Source organism: Blautia parvula (assembly GCF_020215665.1).
Lineage (GTDB): Bacteria > Bacillota > Clostridia > Lachnospirales > Lachnospiraceae > Blautia > Blautia celeris.
This window is the reverse complement of record NZ_CP084061.1, coordinates 5985548-6000916: the sequence shown is the minus strand read 5'-3', so window position 1 is coordinate 6000916 and position 15369 is coordinate 5985548. Positions and strand designations below refer to the sequence as shown.

General features: G+C 47.3%; 15 protein-coding genes. 2 read left to right on the top strand and 13 right to left on the bottom strand.

The annotated features are described in order from the left end of the window. Positions 1-43: 43 nt before the first annotated feature. From LC508_RS27155 to eda, 4 genes are all read right to left on the bottom strand, one after another. Positions 44-298: a YlmC/YmxH family sporulation protein gene (locus LC508_RS27155; protein WP_054352292.1), complete on the bottom strand. Its 255-nt coding sequence runs from the start codon at positions 296-298 to the stop codon at positions 44-46. A gap of 505 nt (positions 299-803) precedes the next feature. Continuing rightward, positions 804-1826, bottom strand: a complete 1023-nt coding sequence (locus LC508_RS27150; protein WP_103732363.1) for a sugar kinase — start codon at positions 1824-1826, stop codon at positions 804-806. Positions 1827-2022: 196 nt separating this feature from the next. Next, positions 2023-3048: a sugar kinase gene (locus LC508_RS27145; RefSeq protein WP_033139047.1), complete on the bottom strand. Its 1026-nt coding sequence runs from the start codon at positions 3046-3048 to the stop codon at positions 2023-2025. 73 nt (positions 3049-3121) lie between these two features. Further along, on the bottom strand, positions 3122-3757 hold the full coding sequence (eda, locus tag LC508_RS27140; RefSeq protein ID WP_103732364.1) for a bifunctional 4-hydroxy-2-oxoglutarate aldolase/2-dehydro-3-deoxy-phosphogluconate aldolase: 636 nt from the start codon (positions 3755-3757) through the stop codon (positions 3122-3124). 254 nt (positions 3758-4011) lie between these two features. Here eda and LC508_RS27135 point away from each other — a divergent pair, with 254 nt between their 5' ends. Further along, positions 4012-4767, top strand: a complete 756-nt coding sequence (locus LC508_RS27135; protein ID WP_033139049.1) for an IclR family transcriptional regulator — start codon at positions 4012-4014, stop codon at positions 4765-4767. A 176-nt stretch (positions 4768-4943) separates the two neighbouring features. Here the strand turns inward: LC508_RS27135 and LC508_RS27130 are convergent, their stop codons facing one another. The 4 genes from LC508_RS27130 to aroD form a co-directional block, all read right to left on the bottom strand. Continuing rightward, positions 4944-6611 carry an AAA family ATPase gene (locus LC508_RS27130; RefSeq protein WP_052098743.1) on the bottom strand — a complete coding sequence of 556 codons (1668 nt, stop codon included), beginning with the start codon at positions 6609-6611 and terminating at the stop codon, positions 4944-4946. Positions 6612-6694: 83 nt separating this feature from the next. Further along, positions 6695-7399, bottom strand: coding sequence for an RNA polymerase sporulation sigma factor SigE (gene sigE, locus LC508_RS27125; protein WP_225305410.1), 705 nt, complete (start codon positions 7397-7399; stop codon positions 6695-6697). A gap of 113 nt (positions 7400-7512) precedes the next feature. Further along, the gene (locus LC508_RS27120) at positions 7513-8379 is read right to left on the bottom strand and encodes a sigma-E processing peptidase SpoIIGA (RefSeq protein ID WP_052098747.1); all 867 of its coding nucleotides are present in this window, start codon (positions 8377-8379) and stop codon (positions 7513-7515) included. A 198-nt stretch (positions 8380-8577) separates the two neighbouring features. Next, a complete protein-coding gene (gene aroD, locus LC508_RS27115) occupies positions 8578-9339 on the bottom strand; it encodes a type I 3-dehydroquinate dehydratase (RefSeq protein ID WP_033139052.1) in 762 nt (253 codons plus the stop codon). A gap of 399 nt (positions 9340-9738) precedes the next feature. Between aroD and LC508_RS27110 the strand changes: the two genes are divergently transcribed. After that, entirely contained in the window at positions 9739-10605 is an 867-nt protein-coding gene (locus LC508_RS27110; RefSeq protein WP_033139053.1) for a shikimate dehydrogenase, read from the top strand. A gap of 385 nt (positions 10606-10990) precedes the next feature. Here the strand turns inward: LC508_RS27110 and LC508_RS27105 are convergent, their stop codons facing one another. The 5 genes from LC508_RS27105 to ftsZ all read right to left on the bottom strand — a co-directional run bounded on the left by LC508_RS27105 (position 10991) and on the right by ftsZ (position 15305). Further along, entirely contained in the window at positions 10991-12142 is a 1152-nt protein-coding gene (locus LC508_RS27105; protein ID WP_103733216.1) for a DUF4179 domain-containing protein, read from the bottom strand. A 12-nt stretch (positions 12143-12154) separates the two neighbouring features. Beyond that, on the bottom strand, positions 12155-12649 hold the full coding sequence (locus tag LC508_RS27100) for an RNA polymerase sigma factor (RefSeq protein WP_033139055.1): 495 nt from the start codon (positions 12647-12649) through the stop codon (positions 12155-12157). 263 nt (positions 12650-12912) lie between these two features. Further along, the gene (locus LC508_RS27095; protein ID WP_033139056.1) at positions 12913-13404 is read right to left on the bottom strand and encodes a MogA/MoaB family molybdenum cofactor biosynthesis protein; all 492 of its coding nucleotides are present in this window, start codon (positions 13402-13404) and stop codon (positions 12913-12915) included. Positions 13405-13461: 57 nt separating this feature from the next. Further along, positions 13462-13944, bottom strand: a complete 483-nt coding sequence (gene moaC / locus LC508_RS27090; protein WP_033139057.1) for a cyclic pyranopterin monophosphate synthase MoaC — start codon at positions 13942-13944, stop codon at positions 13462-13464. 173 nt (positions 13945-14117) lie between these two features. Further along, positions 14118-15305 carry a cell division protein FtsZ gene (gene ftsZ / locus LC508_RS27085; protein ID WP_033139078.1) on the bottom strand — a complete coding sequence of 396 codons (1188 nt, stop codon included), beginning with the start codon at positions 15303-15305 and terminating at the stop codon, positions 14118-14120. Positions 15306-15369: the final 64 nt, after the last annotated feature.

Genomic DNA, 15369 nt, shown 5'->3' with positions numbered 1-15369 from the left:
TCAACAGAAAAAGCGTGTCAAGGAACCACCTCCGCGTAAATTCTTATTCTTTCTTTAGAAACTTATCCTCCTTGATCTCCACCAGAATGATATCCTCCCCAATCTGCCTGATACACTGCCAGGGAATCACATACTCACTTGCCGGCCCAAACAACCCGCAAAGCTTCCCCGGCACCGGCACAATGATCGCCGTCAGACACCCCGTCTTAGGATCAAACTCCACATCCAGAGGACACCCCAGACTCTTACAAGTACAGATATTAATAACTTCCTTCTGCCTCAAATCACAAACCCGCATAATCCCACCAAAATTCACCCTTATTACCTATCCTATGCCCCCCACCCCGTCCAATTTCCACCTTTTTCTCCCGAATAACGCTCTCTCTTTTCCTTCCGAACGATGTTCTCTCTTTTTCTTCCAAGCGACGTTCTCTCTTTTCCTCCCGAACGACGCTCTCAGGCCAAAGGGGAAGACCGGCAGGGGCAGCAGGCCCGCAGGGGGTTCTCCGGCTGGTGTTCCGTAGGAGGCGTAGACTTGCTTAGGAAAAAATGAAGCCCCGGACAAGGAGAAATTTCGGTTACTATCCGAAATTTCAGGGCAGTTGAGCAGTTCAGCCATAAAGGCTGGACTGCGGTTCTGCCCGGTGCCTTGTCCGGGGCTTCATTTTTTTCTTAGCAAGACTAGCCGACGAAGGCATCAGCCGGAGAACCCCCTGCGGGCCTGCTGCCCCTGCCGGTCTTCCCCTTTGGGCGTCCCCCTTCGACCATCTTTCGTTTTGTGTCTCCTTTTATACGTCCCTACATCATCGTTCCATTTCCACCTGCGCCCCCATCCCCATATGATTCCGAATAATCCGATCAATCTCCTTCAAATCACAAGAAGGCAGATCCCCCGGAATCGTATTCTTCACAGAACTGGTCGCATTCCCATACTGAAGCGCCTTCTGACAGTCAAACTCATGTGCCAGCAGCCCATAAAGCGCCCCGGAAATATAAGCATCCCCGCTCCCAATCCTGTCCACAACCTCAATATCCCGATATGGCTCCTCCTCATAGTACCTGTCTTCCTTGGCATTATAGATCACAGACCCAAACGTATGCACCTTAGGACTATGCACAATCCTCTGTGTAGAAGCCACAATAGAAATCGGATATTCCTCCGTAAAACTCTTCATCATAGACTTCACATCCCCATCTTTCAAAAATGTCAGCCTTGCCGTATCCTCAGAACAGAAGAAAACATCCACATAGGGCAGAATCTTCTCAATACATTCTTTCGCCTCCGCCCCGGTCCAGAGATTTCCCCTAAAATTCACATCAAAAGAAATAATCGCCCCATTCTCCTTAAACTTCCTGATCATCTCCACTGCCGTATTCCTGGTATTCTCCGACAACGCCAGTGTGATCCCGCTGGTATGGAAACACCTGGTGCTTGCAAACATCTCCTGCGGCAGCTCTTCCACCCCAATCTTACAGAAAGACGCATGCCGCCTGTCATAAACCACACTTGGTTTCCTGGGATATGCTCCGTTTTCATAATAATAGATACCCAGCCTTGCATCCGGCTCCTCGTCATACACCAGATAGTCATCACTGACTCCGCAGAAACGAACCCTGTTCTTGGCATAAACACCCAGAGCATTATCCGGCAGCTTGGATATGATTCCTGTCCTGAGGCCCAGAAGAGACGCACCTGACACCACATTTAACTCAGCGCCGCCCACCTGCTTCTGAAATGTCTCACCGCGCACGATTCTCTCATTATCCGGCGGTGACAGCCTCAGTAAAATCTCTCCTAATGAAAGCAAATCAAAATCTTTTTTCATCTTAAAACCCTCCTTGATTCTCTTAATCTATCACTAACCATAAATCTGCTGTCCCATCCAATCTGTTTCAGCAGAGAATACTTTCCAAATGATCTGCTGTTATAAACAATGGGATGCTGTTTTCACAACATCCCATTTTTATTTAAATGTTCACCCATGGCAAAAGGGCTATCATTTATAACTATTTATTCTGTCCTTATCTCTGCACACGTCCTGAACCGTCTCCGCCTGCAAGTTTGGAAACCTCATCCATAGAAACCATGTTGAAGTCACCTTCGATCGAGTGCTTCAGGCAGGAAGCTGCCACTGCGAACTCGATGGTGGCCTGTGCGTCATAGCCGTTTAAGCATGCACAGATCAATCCGCCGCCAAAGCTGTCACCGCCGCCTACACGGTCAACGATGTGCATTTTGTATTTTTTGCTGAAGAAGTAATCATTTCCGTCATATAACATAGCGGACCAGTTATTGTCATTTGCAGACAGGGACTCTCTCAGTGTAATGGCAACCTTTGAGAATCCAAAACGGTCAGCAAGCTGTTTTGCAACATCTTTGTATCCCTCGTGGTTTACAGTACCTGTAGTAACATCTGTGTTGGCTGCTTTGATGCCGAATACATCGGCTGCATCCTCTTCGTTTGCGATGCAGACATCCACATATTTGCAGATCTCACCCATAACCTGTCCTGCTTTTTCCTTGGACCACAGTTTATTTCTGTAGTTTAAGTCACAGGAGATGGTCAGGCCTGCATCTTTGGCTGCTTTGCAGGCTTCCAGACAGATGGCTGCTACTTCATCATTTAAGGCCGGTGTGATTCCTGTAAAATGGAACCAGTCAGCGCCGTCGAAAATGTGCTTCCAATCGAAGTCAGAGGATTTTGCTGTAGCGATAGAGGAGCCAGCACGGTCATAAATAACCTTAGAGGGTCTCTGGGATGCACCTTTTTCAAGGAAATAAATTCCCACACGGTCGCCGCCGCGTGCGATTTCCGTTGTATCTACACCATATTTTCTTAAAGAATTGATAGCAGCCTGTCCGATTTCATGTTTTGGCAGCTTTGTAACAAATGCTGCGTCGAATCCGTAGTTAGCAAGGGAAACAGCTACGTTAGCCTCTCCTCCGCCGTATGTTGCGCCGAAAGTATCTGCCTGTACAAAACGATAGTATCCTTCCGGAGCCAGTCTTAACATGATTTCACCAAATGTGATCACTCTTTTTGCCATTTTTTTAATTCTCCTTTGAAATAATATATTTCCGTAACTGTAAGGGTAATGGACAGTTACATATCTCCTGTATTTATCTTACTTCCTTTACCAGGGCAACGGCTTCCTCGGTCAGGGATTTAATCTTGTCAAACTCTCCTGCTGCAATCAGATCACCTTTTACCATCCAGCTTCCGCCGCATGCGAAGATTTTGTCGCAGGTCAGGTAATCTTTTACATTCTTAGGATTGATGCCGCCAGTAGGCATGAATTTGATTCCCACATAGGCTGCTGCCATAGCTTTGATCGTGGATACTCCGCCGTACTGCTCAGCCGGGAAGAATTTCAGAACTTTCAGGCCGCGTTTCACGCCCTGTGCCACTTCAGAAGGAGTTACGCATCCGGGCAGAACCAGAATATCTTTATTCAGGCAGTAGTCCACGATCTCCGGATCAAATCCCGGGCTTACAATGAATTTGGCGCCTGCTGCAACTGCGCGGTCCACCTGCTCTGTGGTCAGGACTGTACCGGCACCTACCAGCATCTCCGGGAATTTCTCTGTCATGGTGCGGATAGATTCCTCGGCTGCTGCGGTACGGAATGTTACCTCCGCACAGGGAAGTCCTCCCTCACATAATGCTTTTGCCAGCGGCTCTGCATCTTTGACCTCGTTTAATACGACTACCGGTACAACACCGAATTTTGAAAGCTGTTCTAAGATTGCGTTCATAACTTCCTCCTTGAAATGAATGATTGATTGATTTTTCGTTTTATGGGCCTTGCTGTGTTTGCCTATTCGTGTTTGTTTATTCCACATTATGAAACTCCGTTTCGTATTGTGGTATCTTTATCTTGAATTATACTCTTCTCGCTCAGATTGTCAAGAGTAAAATGAAAAAAAATTCCGGTTGTTTCCTGAATGGGAAAGTGTTACAATAACGCCAAAGCCTATTCGTGAAAAATAACCAAAGGCAGGAATATATTATGGAAGAAAAGAATCCCATCCAGGTGGCTGACAGGCTGTTTCTCGTCCTGGAAACCCTGGCATCTGACGGCCCCATTGCGCTGGCAGACTTAAGCCGGCAGCTTGCGCTCAACAAAAGCACAGTGCACCGTCTGCTCTGCTCCCTTATCTATATGGGATATGTAAAACAGGATACGGACACACAGAAATATGACTTGTCCCTGAAATTATTAAGCCTCTCCAACCGTCTGTTAAGCCGTATGGACATTTTGGAGGTTGTGCGCCCTCATCTGAAAAAGCTCTCCGAAAAGACAGGGGAAACCGTGCATTTTGTCCAGCTTGACGGCGCGGAAGCTGTATATATCTATAAAGAAGAATCCTACCAGAATTCTGTCCGCATGGTATCCAAGGTAGGCAACCGAATTCCCCTTTACTGCTCCGGTGTTGGAAAAGCCATGGCTGCTGATATGGACGAGGAACAGATACGCCGTTTCTGGGATGCAAGCAGTATTGAGCGCCTGACCCCTCATACAATTACGGAGTATTCCCGTTTTCAGGAAAAAATAGAGGAAGTAAGAAAAAAAGGCTATGCTCTGGACGATGAGGAAAATGAGCTTGGCGTGCGCTGTATCGCGGTGAGTCTCCCTGATTATAAAGGACATGCCCGCTACGCCTTTTCCATCTCCGCCCCTGCTGCCAGAATGTCCGATGAACGGATTGCCCAGCTCGCAGAGATCATTTTGAAAGAAAAACAGGAGATACAGCAGAATATGTAATTCAGCAGAATCGTTAAATATATGATTTTGATGAACAGCAGTATATATGATTGCAGAAAAACGCATTAAAAATGAACGCAAATAAAACAGCCGTCCCATAACCGGAAGCTGCAGATCCCATTGGATATGTCTCCCCGTGTTACCAGACGGCTGTTTTATATTTTAAAATTTATCCCCTAAATATTTTCCCTCACGGCCTGCCCGCTGCCCGTGACAGTTATAGATTCCCACGTAAGCGCACACTGCTTTTTGTCATGTGCAATGCCTACACACAGGACTTCTCCTGTCAGACCGCTGTAATACTGCTTTTTTAGTATTTGTTTCAATGCAGATTTTTTCAGTGTCTCCACATCACTTCCCTGCTTAAATTCCAAAATGATATGCGGACGTCCCGGTTCCAGAGCCTTCAGCGTAATATCACTGCGTCCATGCCCCTGTTCCAGATTACTGCTCACCTCGTAGATTCCTCTTACACTGATACACATTCCCAGAAACAGCATATGATAGGCATTCTCCCTGGCATCAAAATAGCTGGTACAGGATATGACAATATCCCGATAAATTTTCAGGAATCCCTCCATATCTTTTTCCAGCAGGCAGCGGAACATTCCCTGCAGGTCCATATCGGAAATATTCGCCTGCTCCGCCAGGATTTTACGAAACTCAGCGCACACCTCCTCATTCGGAATGCGGACTTTCATAAAACTTTCGTCCTCCACATCCTCCACGGTCACATATCCTGCGTTTACCAACAGGCCCCACAGACTGTAATTATCCTGCAGTTCTATAAATGAAGTCTCCAAATTAATTCCAACCCGTACGGTTTTCTTTTCGATCAGCTCATCAAATTCCCTGCGAAACCGTTCATCTGCCTTTTTCACAGCCTCTTTTACCAGATAATTGGTGGAGGTATTCACCCAGAAATTCTCAGCCCTGCCCTTCCTGATATAGCATAACAGGGACCACGGATTATAAATGTCATATCTCCCAAACCGATATCCATCATACTTTTCTTTCACCACTGCAGACAGTTCCATGCCAAAATCACAGAGCAGTTTTTCTGCCTCTCTTTTTGTGATGCCGAATTTGTCAGAATAACATTCATCTATCACTGTATAGATGCTGATATTATTCAGTTTGGAAAATATACTCTCTTTTGCCACTCTCTGGATTCCTGTAAGCAGCGCCTGGTCCATGTACTCATTTCCCTTCAGGGCAGACCCGTAAAAGCTGGAAAAGAAATCTCCCAGTTCCTTTCTGTATCCATTTTCATAGCTGGATAAAACCGGCTGGTCATATTCATCGATCAGCAAAATCGGAGCAGCTCCATAATGATCATGTACCACCCTGATAAGTTCTTCCACATAGGCAGACAACTCTGCAAATGACATGGAACATGAAATTAGTTTTTCAAGATTGTTGTAGAATATCCTTACGTACACATCTCTTTTATCCTGGCTGCCGCTTTCAAAAATGACTGCATACCTCTGATATTCTTTTAGGATTTCCTTCGAGAGACGCACCTTCAGCTCATCCTGTGTCTTACCGCTACAGTCTTTAAAGGAAAAATAAATGACAGGTTTCGTATTTATAAGGGATGCGTATTTTGTATCCATAATGGCAAGCCCCTTAAAAATCTCTCTGCTGTCTCTTGTGATATCAAAAAATTCCCGGAGCATGGTCATATTTAGTGTTTTCCCGAATCTTCTCGGTCTTGTGATCAGGGAAGCCGTATCCCTCAGCTCTAAAAATTCTTTTATAAGAAGTGTTTTGTCAATATAATAATAATCTTTTTCTCTTACTATACGAAACTGGTCATTTCCGATTGGCAGAGCCTTCTGCATCCTCATCACCTCATTATCAACTCTTCGTGTTGTCACTAGTAAGTATAGCCTTAATGAGGTTCCCCAGTCAACCCGGTAATGTGTTATTCGTATCTTACAATCTCTTTTTTCAGTCTCTTCATGATCCGCTTTTCCAGCCTGGATATGTAGGACTGGGAGATTCCAAGAAGGTCAGCGACTTCCTTCTGTGTCTTTTCCCTGCCATCCGGCATATTGATGCCGAACCGCAGCCGCACAATGGTCTGTTCCCTTTTGGTCAGCTTGCCGATCGCCTTCCCCAGAAGGGACCGCTCCACTTCACTTTCGATTCCCCTATAGATCACATCCTCATCCGTCCCCAGAATATCGGATAAAAGCAGTTCATTTCCATCCCAGTCCACGTTCAGCGGCTCGTCAATGGAAACCTCCATCTTAGTCTTGCTGTTGCGCCTGAGATACATAAGAATCTCATTTTCAATACATCTGGATGCGTAGGTTGCCAGCTTGATCTTCTTTGTAGGGTTGAATGTATTGATGGCTTTGATCAGGCCAATGGTTCCAATGGAGATCAAATCCTCCACCCCCACTCCGGTGTTGTCAAATTTCTTGGCAATGTAAACGACCAGGCGCAGGTTATGTTCGATCAGACGTGATTTTGCATCTGCATTGTCCTCTGTCTGTAATTTTCCTATCATTTCCGCCTCTGCTTCTGCGTCCAAAGGCGCCGGAAGGACCTCTGCTCCTCCGATATAATGAATTTCTTCCCCTCTTCTGAATATAATATTGGAAAACCCCGAAAAAACAGGCATCTGTACTTTTCTCTCTGCTGCTGCTTCCATATTCATTTATGCTCCTCCCTAAAACTGTCAAAGCAAATCCTGACTTTTGCTCTGCTGTGTGCCCGGAAATGCAGAATACCATTCTATTCTGCGTTCACAATGCACGGATTGACGATTATCTGAAAGTTTCCGGCAGTGGAAAGCTGGTTCCCTGCAAGCCCTAAAACTGCATGTTTTACCACACTGCCTTCTTCTCCTGCTGATACATATAGTTCATCTACAGTGACGGCAAGCATTAGTCCATTATCCTGCCCCACGCTGCGATAGGAAATATAATGAGGATGAAACTTAAGCACCGATTGGGCACAGATGTCCTCCGTACTCCCGGTTCCGCTTAGAAGTCTCTCAAAAGAAGCCTTTTGGTCCTCGCCAAGAAGCTCCTCAAACCTCCCGTATTCCACAACGCTCACCGGTTTTCTGGTGAGTGTGTCACGCAGCCTGTTGCCAGTATCATACAGTCCTTTGACTTTCACTGATTTGCCGCCCACGCGAATGATAACTTCGCAAATGGCGGAGCTTTTTCCTTTTAAGTATTCCAAGAGTCGCATTCCTAAGATGAGAATCCAGTAAGTGGCTGTGGTGATGAAACAAAACGTAAGTAAGCCTTCCTTTGTGCCACCCGGCAGAGCCGTAAGTATGCCTCCTGTGAGAAAGGAAAAACCGTACAGCAGTAAAATCCCTGTAAACAGTTTTCTCCATGACCTGCAGCAGCAGCCCACCCACACCATGAGGATGCCCAGAACGCCGTGTGAAAGCAATACCCTTATGTAGGGGGACGATAAAGGCAGCAGTGTGATCACACAGATACCGGCAGCTCCCAGCACTGCACCTGCCAGAGAACGAAGAGGAGTGGCAGTCCCCTTCAGCACTCGGTTCACCAGACGCAGCAGCAAAAAATCCATTACCAGATTGACTACGAAAAAAACGTCAATGTAAAATTCGTAGTACACAAAACACCCCCTAAACCTTGTATGACTCATTCATGTCAGCAGAAAATCCGCTAAGTGCGTTTTCTGCTGCATACTTATCTGGAATAAGTAATGTTCATTATAGGTGATAGGGGGTGTTTATTTTGTCAAAACCGCTTGGACGAATCAAAAATCTTTTCGACAGTTTTGGTCCCGTTTTTTCTTGTTATGTTATCCTCTTTATGTAAAGCTTTCATGGAGAAGCTGCAGGGTTCTGCGCATCCTTTCCGCCGGGATCTGGCCCGGTGCAGAGGCCTTGATGCCCGCCGCAAATGTGACGGCTGAGCCTGACGCCTCTCCGCAAAGACGGCTCAAAACTCCTGTTTTTCCCATGGACATAGTGATGACCGGTTTCTCTGTTCTGCGCTTCATCATGACGGTTGCTGTCAAAAGAGACATGAGGTCCTCGTCACTTTTTGGCATAACAGCCAGTTTCAGAATATCTGCCCCGAAATGGTCCATGGTCTCCATCCGTTTTACCATCTCTTCTATAGAAGGTGTCCTGTCAAAATGATGGTTGGAAGCAGCCACATAAACGCCGCATTCTTTCAATCTTTTCATCAGAGATTCTGTCCTGTCCGTATCAAAAAAAGCTTCCACGTCAATCAGGTCCACAAAGCCGGTTTTGGCGGCATTTTCCAGAAGATTTACATAATCCTCACAGGTAATGGACTGACTGCCTCCTTCTTTGTCGGTTCTGAAGGTAAAAAGAAGGGGAATCTTGTCTAAAACGCAGTGAATGGTTTTCAACATTTCCAAACTATTTTCGCCGTTCTTTCCCTCCTCATAACAATCTGCGCGCCATTCGACGAAATCCGGTTCCATGTTTTTCACTGTTTCTACTTCTTTTATGATTTCTTCTCTTGTTTTTCCTGTGAGGGGAATACATATTTTCGGAATTCCCTCCCCGATCTTTATGCCTTTTATCTCTACGGTTTTCATGTTCCTTTTTCCTCCTGGTAAATGTTACTGTTCACTGCGTGCCCAGCAACACGCTTCGTGATGCACGGATATGAAGCATTCTGCTCCATATCACGCTGGCTGCCTCGGGATTTTCATGCTTTTGGTCTGAAAACACCCGGCGGGACAGTGGTGTGTGAACAGTAACTGATAAATTACTGCCGCTATTATAACACACTTTTTCTCTTGACACCACGAAAGTTTCCTTTTACACTTTAAATTAATGCAGGTGCAGGTTATGGTTCGGTTTTATTGAATCGTTACGGGTGGCGGCCTGCGAAAAAAGGCGGCGGACTGCATGGATTCATGTGACAGGCAGAAGACTGTTAAGATTCATGTAACAGAAAGATGGCCGCCAGGTTTCAGAAAGGATGAAAAATCATGATACCAATTACGGGACAAACACAGCTTACCGGACTGCTTGGAAGCCCGGTGAAACACAGTATTTCACCTATGATGCATAATACAGGCTTTCAGGCTCTGGGGCTTGATTTCGTTTATCTTTGTTTCGATGTAAATGAAGGAACTTTAAAAGACGCCGTAAAAGGACTGCGCGCACTGGGTGTAAAGGGATTTAATCTGACTATGCCCAATAAAAATAAGATATTGGACTATCTGGATGACTTGTCCCCCGCTGCAGGTCTGATCGGAGCTGTGAATACTGTGGAGAACAGGGATGGGAAACTGGTCGGGCATAATACGGACGGAATCGGATTTATGCGGGCTGTGAGGGAGCAGGAAATCGATGTAAGAGGAAAGAATATAACACTTATGGGTATCGGAGGCGCCGCCACGGCTATCTGTACACAGGCGGCGCTTGACGGGGCAGGGAAAATTGATGTGTATGCCAGAATGACGAGCAGGTTTCTGCCTCGGATGAAAGACTTGATCGGGCGGCTGGAAAAGGAAACCGGATGTGTGATTTGTCTCTGTGATAATGAGGATAAGGATGGGCTGAAAAGGAGTCTTGAGGATAGTGTGCTGGTTGTGAATGCCACTTCTGTGGGGATGGCACCGGATGAAGATGGTTGTATTCTGCCGGGAAAGGATTTTCTGCATGAGGGGCTGGCTGTGGGGGATATTGTTTATAATCCATGGGAGACAAAGCTGCTGCGGATGGCGAAGGAGATGGGATGTAAGGGGTTTAATGGGTATGCCATGTTGTTGTATCAGGGGGCGGAGGCCTTTCGGATATGGACGGGGCGGGAGATGCCGATGGAAGTAGTCAGAGAACGGCTGGGGAAATAGGTGGCTTAGCGGACGGGGAAAGAAAGGGCCGGAGGCCGGGATGCCTCTTTCGTCCTGCTCGAGGCTCCGTGCGTCTCAGCTAACCTGCTCCCAGTCACTAGGTTCGTCAGCAATGACTTCCTCACCAAGTGTCTGGGGCAGGTGGATCTTCGACTCACTCCGCTTAACCTCGCCTGACGAAAGAGGCATCCCGGCCTCCGGCCCTTTCTTTCCCCTGACAGTGGCAGCGGTTATTTTTCTTATTATTCTGTTGAAATTTACACCCACAGAGCATTGTTAATGATATTGCAGGCGGAAGGTTATATAATTTAAGATGAGCTGTCTCCCGGAAATAGGGGACAGCTCATTTTTAATAAAACTGTTGGTTAGTTTGAATTGTTGTTGGTTATTCGTTTACATCGTAAACGTTGTCGTTGATGAGGATCTGGGTGATGTCTTCCGGGTTTACGATGCGGTTGTAGGTCAGGCGGAATTCGGTGTCTACGCCGCAGATGTAGCCTGTGTTGTCGAGTTCGTCCTGATCGTAGATGACGTAGCTGGTGCCGTCTTTGTATTTGAGTTCAATGTATTTGATGCAGTACGGGTCCTGGGCCTCTTCTTCGGGGGCCTGAGCGGACATGTTGATGTTCATGGAGATGGGGGAATAGGAACATATCCAGGTATCATCCCGGGACAGGGACTGCATGGAGACGGTTTCGCACTGGGGAAGGTCCACGTAATCTTCTGTCACTTCTATCTGATTTCTCTTTTCCGGGTCTGTCTCGTTCATCTCCTGAAGCTCGCCGAAGGTAACGGGATAGGTGTAAATGTGCAGTCTGGGCTGGTTTGAGGTGTTTTCTGCACTGCCCCATATCATGTAATCATAAATATAGTATTTATCAGGTGTGCTCTTTTCTGTGTCTACATACATGAATTCACCGGCAGGGTTTCCTTCCTGATCTTCAAAACAGAAGGAGAAGTTGGATTCCTGGGAGAAATAGGCACCTTTTGTGCGGTTTGTCTCGTCATCCGCGTACAGTGCAGTGACTCCTCCCTGTCTTTCCAGGGTCATAGACATGAGCATGCCGTTGCCGTCTGTGACAATGTTCTCTATGGTAAGGGTGTGATCACCAATCTCTTTGGTGATGTTCACCTCGGTTATATTGCCGCCTATGAGGGCGTCAGCTTTTTCCTCATCTACCGGAACGTATTCTTTGCCTGGGAGGTCAGCCATCATGCCGTCCTCTTTATCCGGGTCCGCAAGGATCTGGGTGTGTTCCTGGGAAGATTTTGTGGTGTTTCCGAACATGCCCTGGAAGAAATCCGTGTGCTCGGAAAGGTAAGCTGCCGCTGCTGTGCCGCCGGTTACGGTGAGGGTGAGGACTACGGCTGCCGCTGCTGCCGTGATCATGCGCCAGGACTTTTTGGCATAGTTGGTTCTTGTCTTGTTCTGGCTGCGGATCCGGCTGTAAGTGTCCTGCAGGCGTTCATCCACTTTTTTCGGTATCTCTACTTCCTGTTCCAGGATCTGTTTCATTTCATTTTCTGTATAATTCATAGTGTGCCTCCTTTATTGATGCTGTAAGATATCACTTAACTTCATCCGTCCTCTTCTCAGACGGCTTTTTACTGTATTTTCACTGATGTCGAGAAGTTCTGCTATCTCTCTGGTACAGAAACCCTCCCCATAGTACAGGACAAAAATCATCCGGAAATCCTTCGGAAGCTCCTGTATCAGATCTGTGAATCCACTGTTGCTCTGCATCTCTTCCACCGCTCCTTCTTCAGGCACCTGTTCCACTACGGTGCATCTGCCCTGCTGCCGCAGGATGTCTTTGCAGCAGTTGATCAGGATTCTGGTAAGCCAGGTTTTGAAATACGCGGCGGACTTAAGCTCTGCCAAATGCTCATAGGCAGAAAGCACTGCCTCTGACATGGCGTCGGCAATATCTGCCTCACAGCTCAGATAGCTTCTGGCTACTTTGTACATTGCCTGTTTGTTCTGCTCAATCAGCTCCACAAAAGCATCGGCGTCCCCTCTCTGGGCCTTTTTTACAAGCCACATGCTGTTCTCCTCTCTGTCAGCGTCCTGCCTAAGCATTTCCCTTTTGGGGAGTGGTACACTGGCTGTATATTTTGAACCGGTTCATTGTCTTTTACATACATTAGACGAATCCGAAGGGTATTTGGGTGCACGTATGAAATAATTTTAAATTTAAAAAGGGACGTTCTACGGCTGATCCTGGTCTCCGTATCACATCCCTGTCTATTTTCAAGCTTATTATACCGTTTTGTTCTGCCCGTCTTGCAGATGCCTGTCCTCTATGGTCACGTTCTGGCGCAATTGTGTGCGGTTCCCTGCAGGATATCCAGGCCGTGTTCTAGTTCCGGCAGAATATACTCCAGGCATTCTCTCACCGCCTTCGGGCTCCCCGGAAGATTGATGATCAGTGCCTGTTTTCTGATGCCTGCTGCCTGACGGCTCAGCATGGCCCGTTTCGTGATCTGCATGCTGTATGCCCGCATAGCCTCAGGAATACCCGGTACCTGTCTTTCACAGATGTCCATGGTAGCCTCCGGCATGCAGTCTCTGGGCGAGAAGCCCGTTCCGCCTGTGGTGAGGATCAGATCTGCGATGTTCTCATCTGCCAGCCTTGCCATCTCACGGCTCAGCATGCCCCTCTCATCAGGGAGCAGTATCTTGTATGTAATCTGATAGCCGGCTTTCTCCAGAATCTCACAGATGACAGGCGCACTCATATCCTCTCTCTCTCCTGCATATCCGCTGTCACTCGATGTTATCACTGCTGCTCTTCTCATAAAAATTCCCCCAATCCTTTTGATTGCAATAAAAAGCATGTTTATATGGAATATTTGTCATTTGAAATAAAAATCCCCGCTTTTGCCGCCCTTTTTCTCCACCAGATGAATCCCAGACAGGACCATGCCTTTGTCAATGGCCTTGCACATATCATAGATGGTGAGAAGCGCCACACTGGCTCCTGTGAGAGCTTCCATCTCCACACCGGTCCTTCCTTCCACTTTTGCTGTGCAGATGGCTGTAATGGTCAGGTTTTCCTGGTCTGTCTCAAAGTCCACACTGCATTTGCTGATCAGCAGTGTGTGGCACATGGGAATCAGGGATGACGTCTGTTTCACTGCCATGATGCCGGCCACACGGGCCACACCCAGCACGTCACCTTTTTTTGCTGTGTGGTTCACCACCGCGTCCATGACTTCACGGTTTACATGAATGCTGCCCTTTGCTGTGGCTGTACGGCTTGTCACATCCTTGCCGGACACATCCACCATGATCGCATTTCCTTCCCCGTCAAAATGGGTCAGTCCATTATTATCCATAACTGTTCTCCTCTACTGTATCGTTACGGTCCACGCCATGCCCGAAAGCACCATCTGCGGTGAACAGTACCCTGTATCTGCTCTCCCGATGCAGAAATACAGCTCTTTTGATACACGAAAGGCAGTCCGCAATAATTCCCGGACTGCCCTTTTATCCTGTGTAATTTTAACGCTTATCTTCTGTTTTTCAGGAAATCCGGAATCTGGATATCCTTTTTCGGCACATTGCTTGTGAATGTACCCTGCTGTGTACTTCCGAAGCCCTGCTGCGGCTGGAAGGACGGCATCTTGAATGCCGGCTGCTGCTGAGGCTGGCTGTACGCCGGTGCCTGCTGCTGCGGCTGTACCGGTGTCTGCTGCTGTACCGGTTCTTCCTGTCTCGCTGCTTTCTTATCTCTGCTCACGCTTGGTTTCCTTGCTGTCTCATCATCAAGTCCTGTAGCGATCACAGTGATTCTGACATAATCAGCTTCTTTATCATCATACAGGGCACCGAAGATAATATTGGTATCTTCTCCGGTAAGATCCTGTACATAGCTGGCTGCATCGTTGGCATCCATAAGAGAGATATCTCCGGATACATTGATGATAACATGGGAAGCGCCCTCGATAGTGGTCTCCAGAAGCGGACTGGATACGGCCTGCTGTACAGCTTCCATAGCCTTGTCGTCGCCTTTTCCTTCACCGATACCGATATGTGCAATACCCTTGTCGATCATGACGGTCTGAACATCCGCAAAGTCGAGGTTGATCAGTGCCGGCAGGTTGATCAGGTCAGTGATGCCCTGTACGGCCTGCTGCAGAACCTCATCTGCTTTTCTGAGCGCTTCCGGCATGGTTGTCCGGCGGTCTACGATCTCCAGCAGACGGTCATTTGGGATAACGATCAGTGTGTCCACATTCTCTTTTAATTTTTCAATACCTGTCAGTGCGTTTGTCATACGGGTCTTAGCTTCAAAACGGAAAGGTTTTGTGACAACGCCGACGGTCAGGATACCCATTTCTTTTGCCAGGCCTGCCACGATCGGTGCGGCACCTGTTCCGGTTCCGCCACCCATACCGCAGGTAACGAATACCATATCTGCGCCCTGCAGTACCTGTTTGATCTCTTCGATGCTCTCCTCAGCCGCTTTCTCGCCGATCTCCGGCTTAGCGCCTGCACCAAGACCTTTTGTCAGCTTCTCACCGATCTGCACTACAGTCGGTGCCTTGCATAAGGTCAGGGCCTGTTTATCTGTATTGACTCCGACGAATTCCACTCCGCCGATAGCCTCTTCCACCATTCTGTTGACTGCGTTATTACCAGCTCCACCTACACCAATCACTATAATTTTTGCAGATGATTCAGCTTCGTTTGTCATTATCTCTAACAAAGTACTTCCTCCTTTAGCTTCCCTCGTATGTTGTAAAGCGGGTTGTTGTATC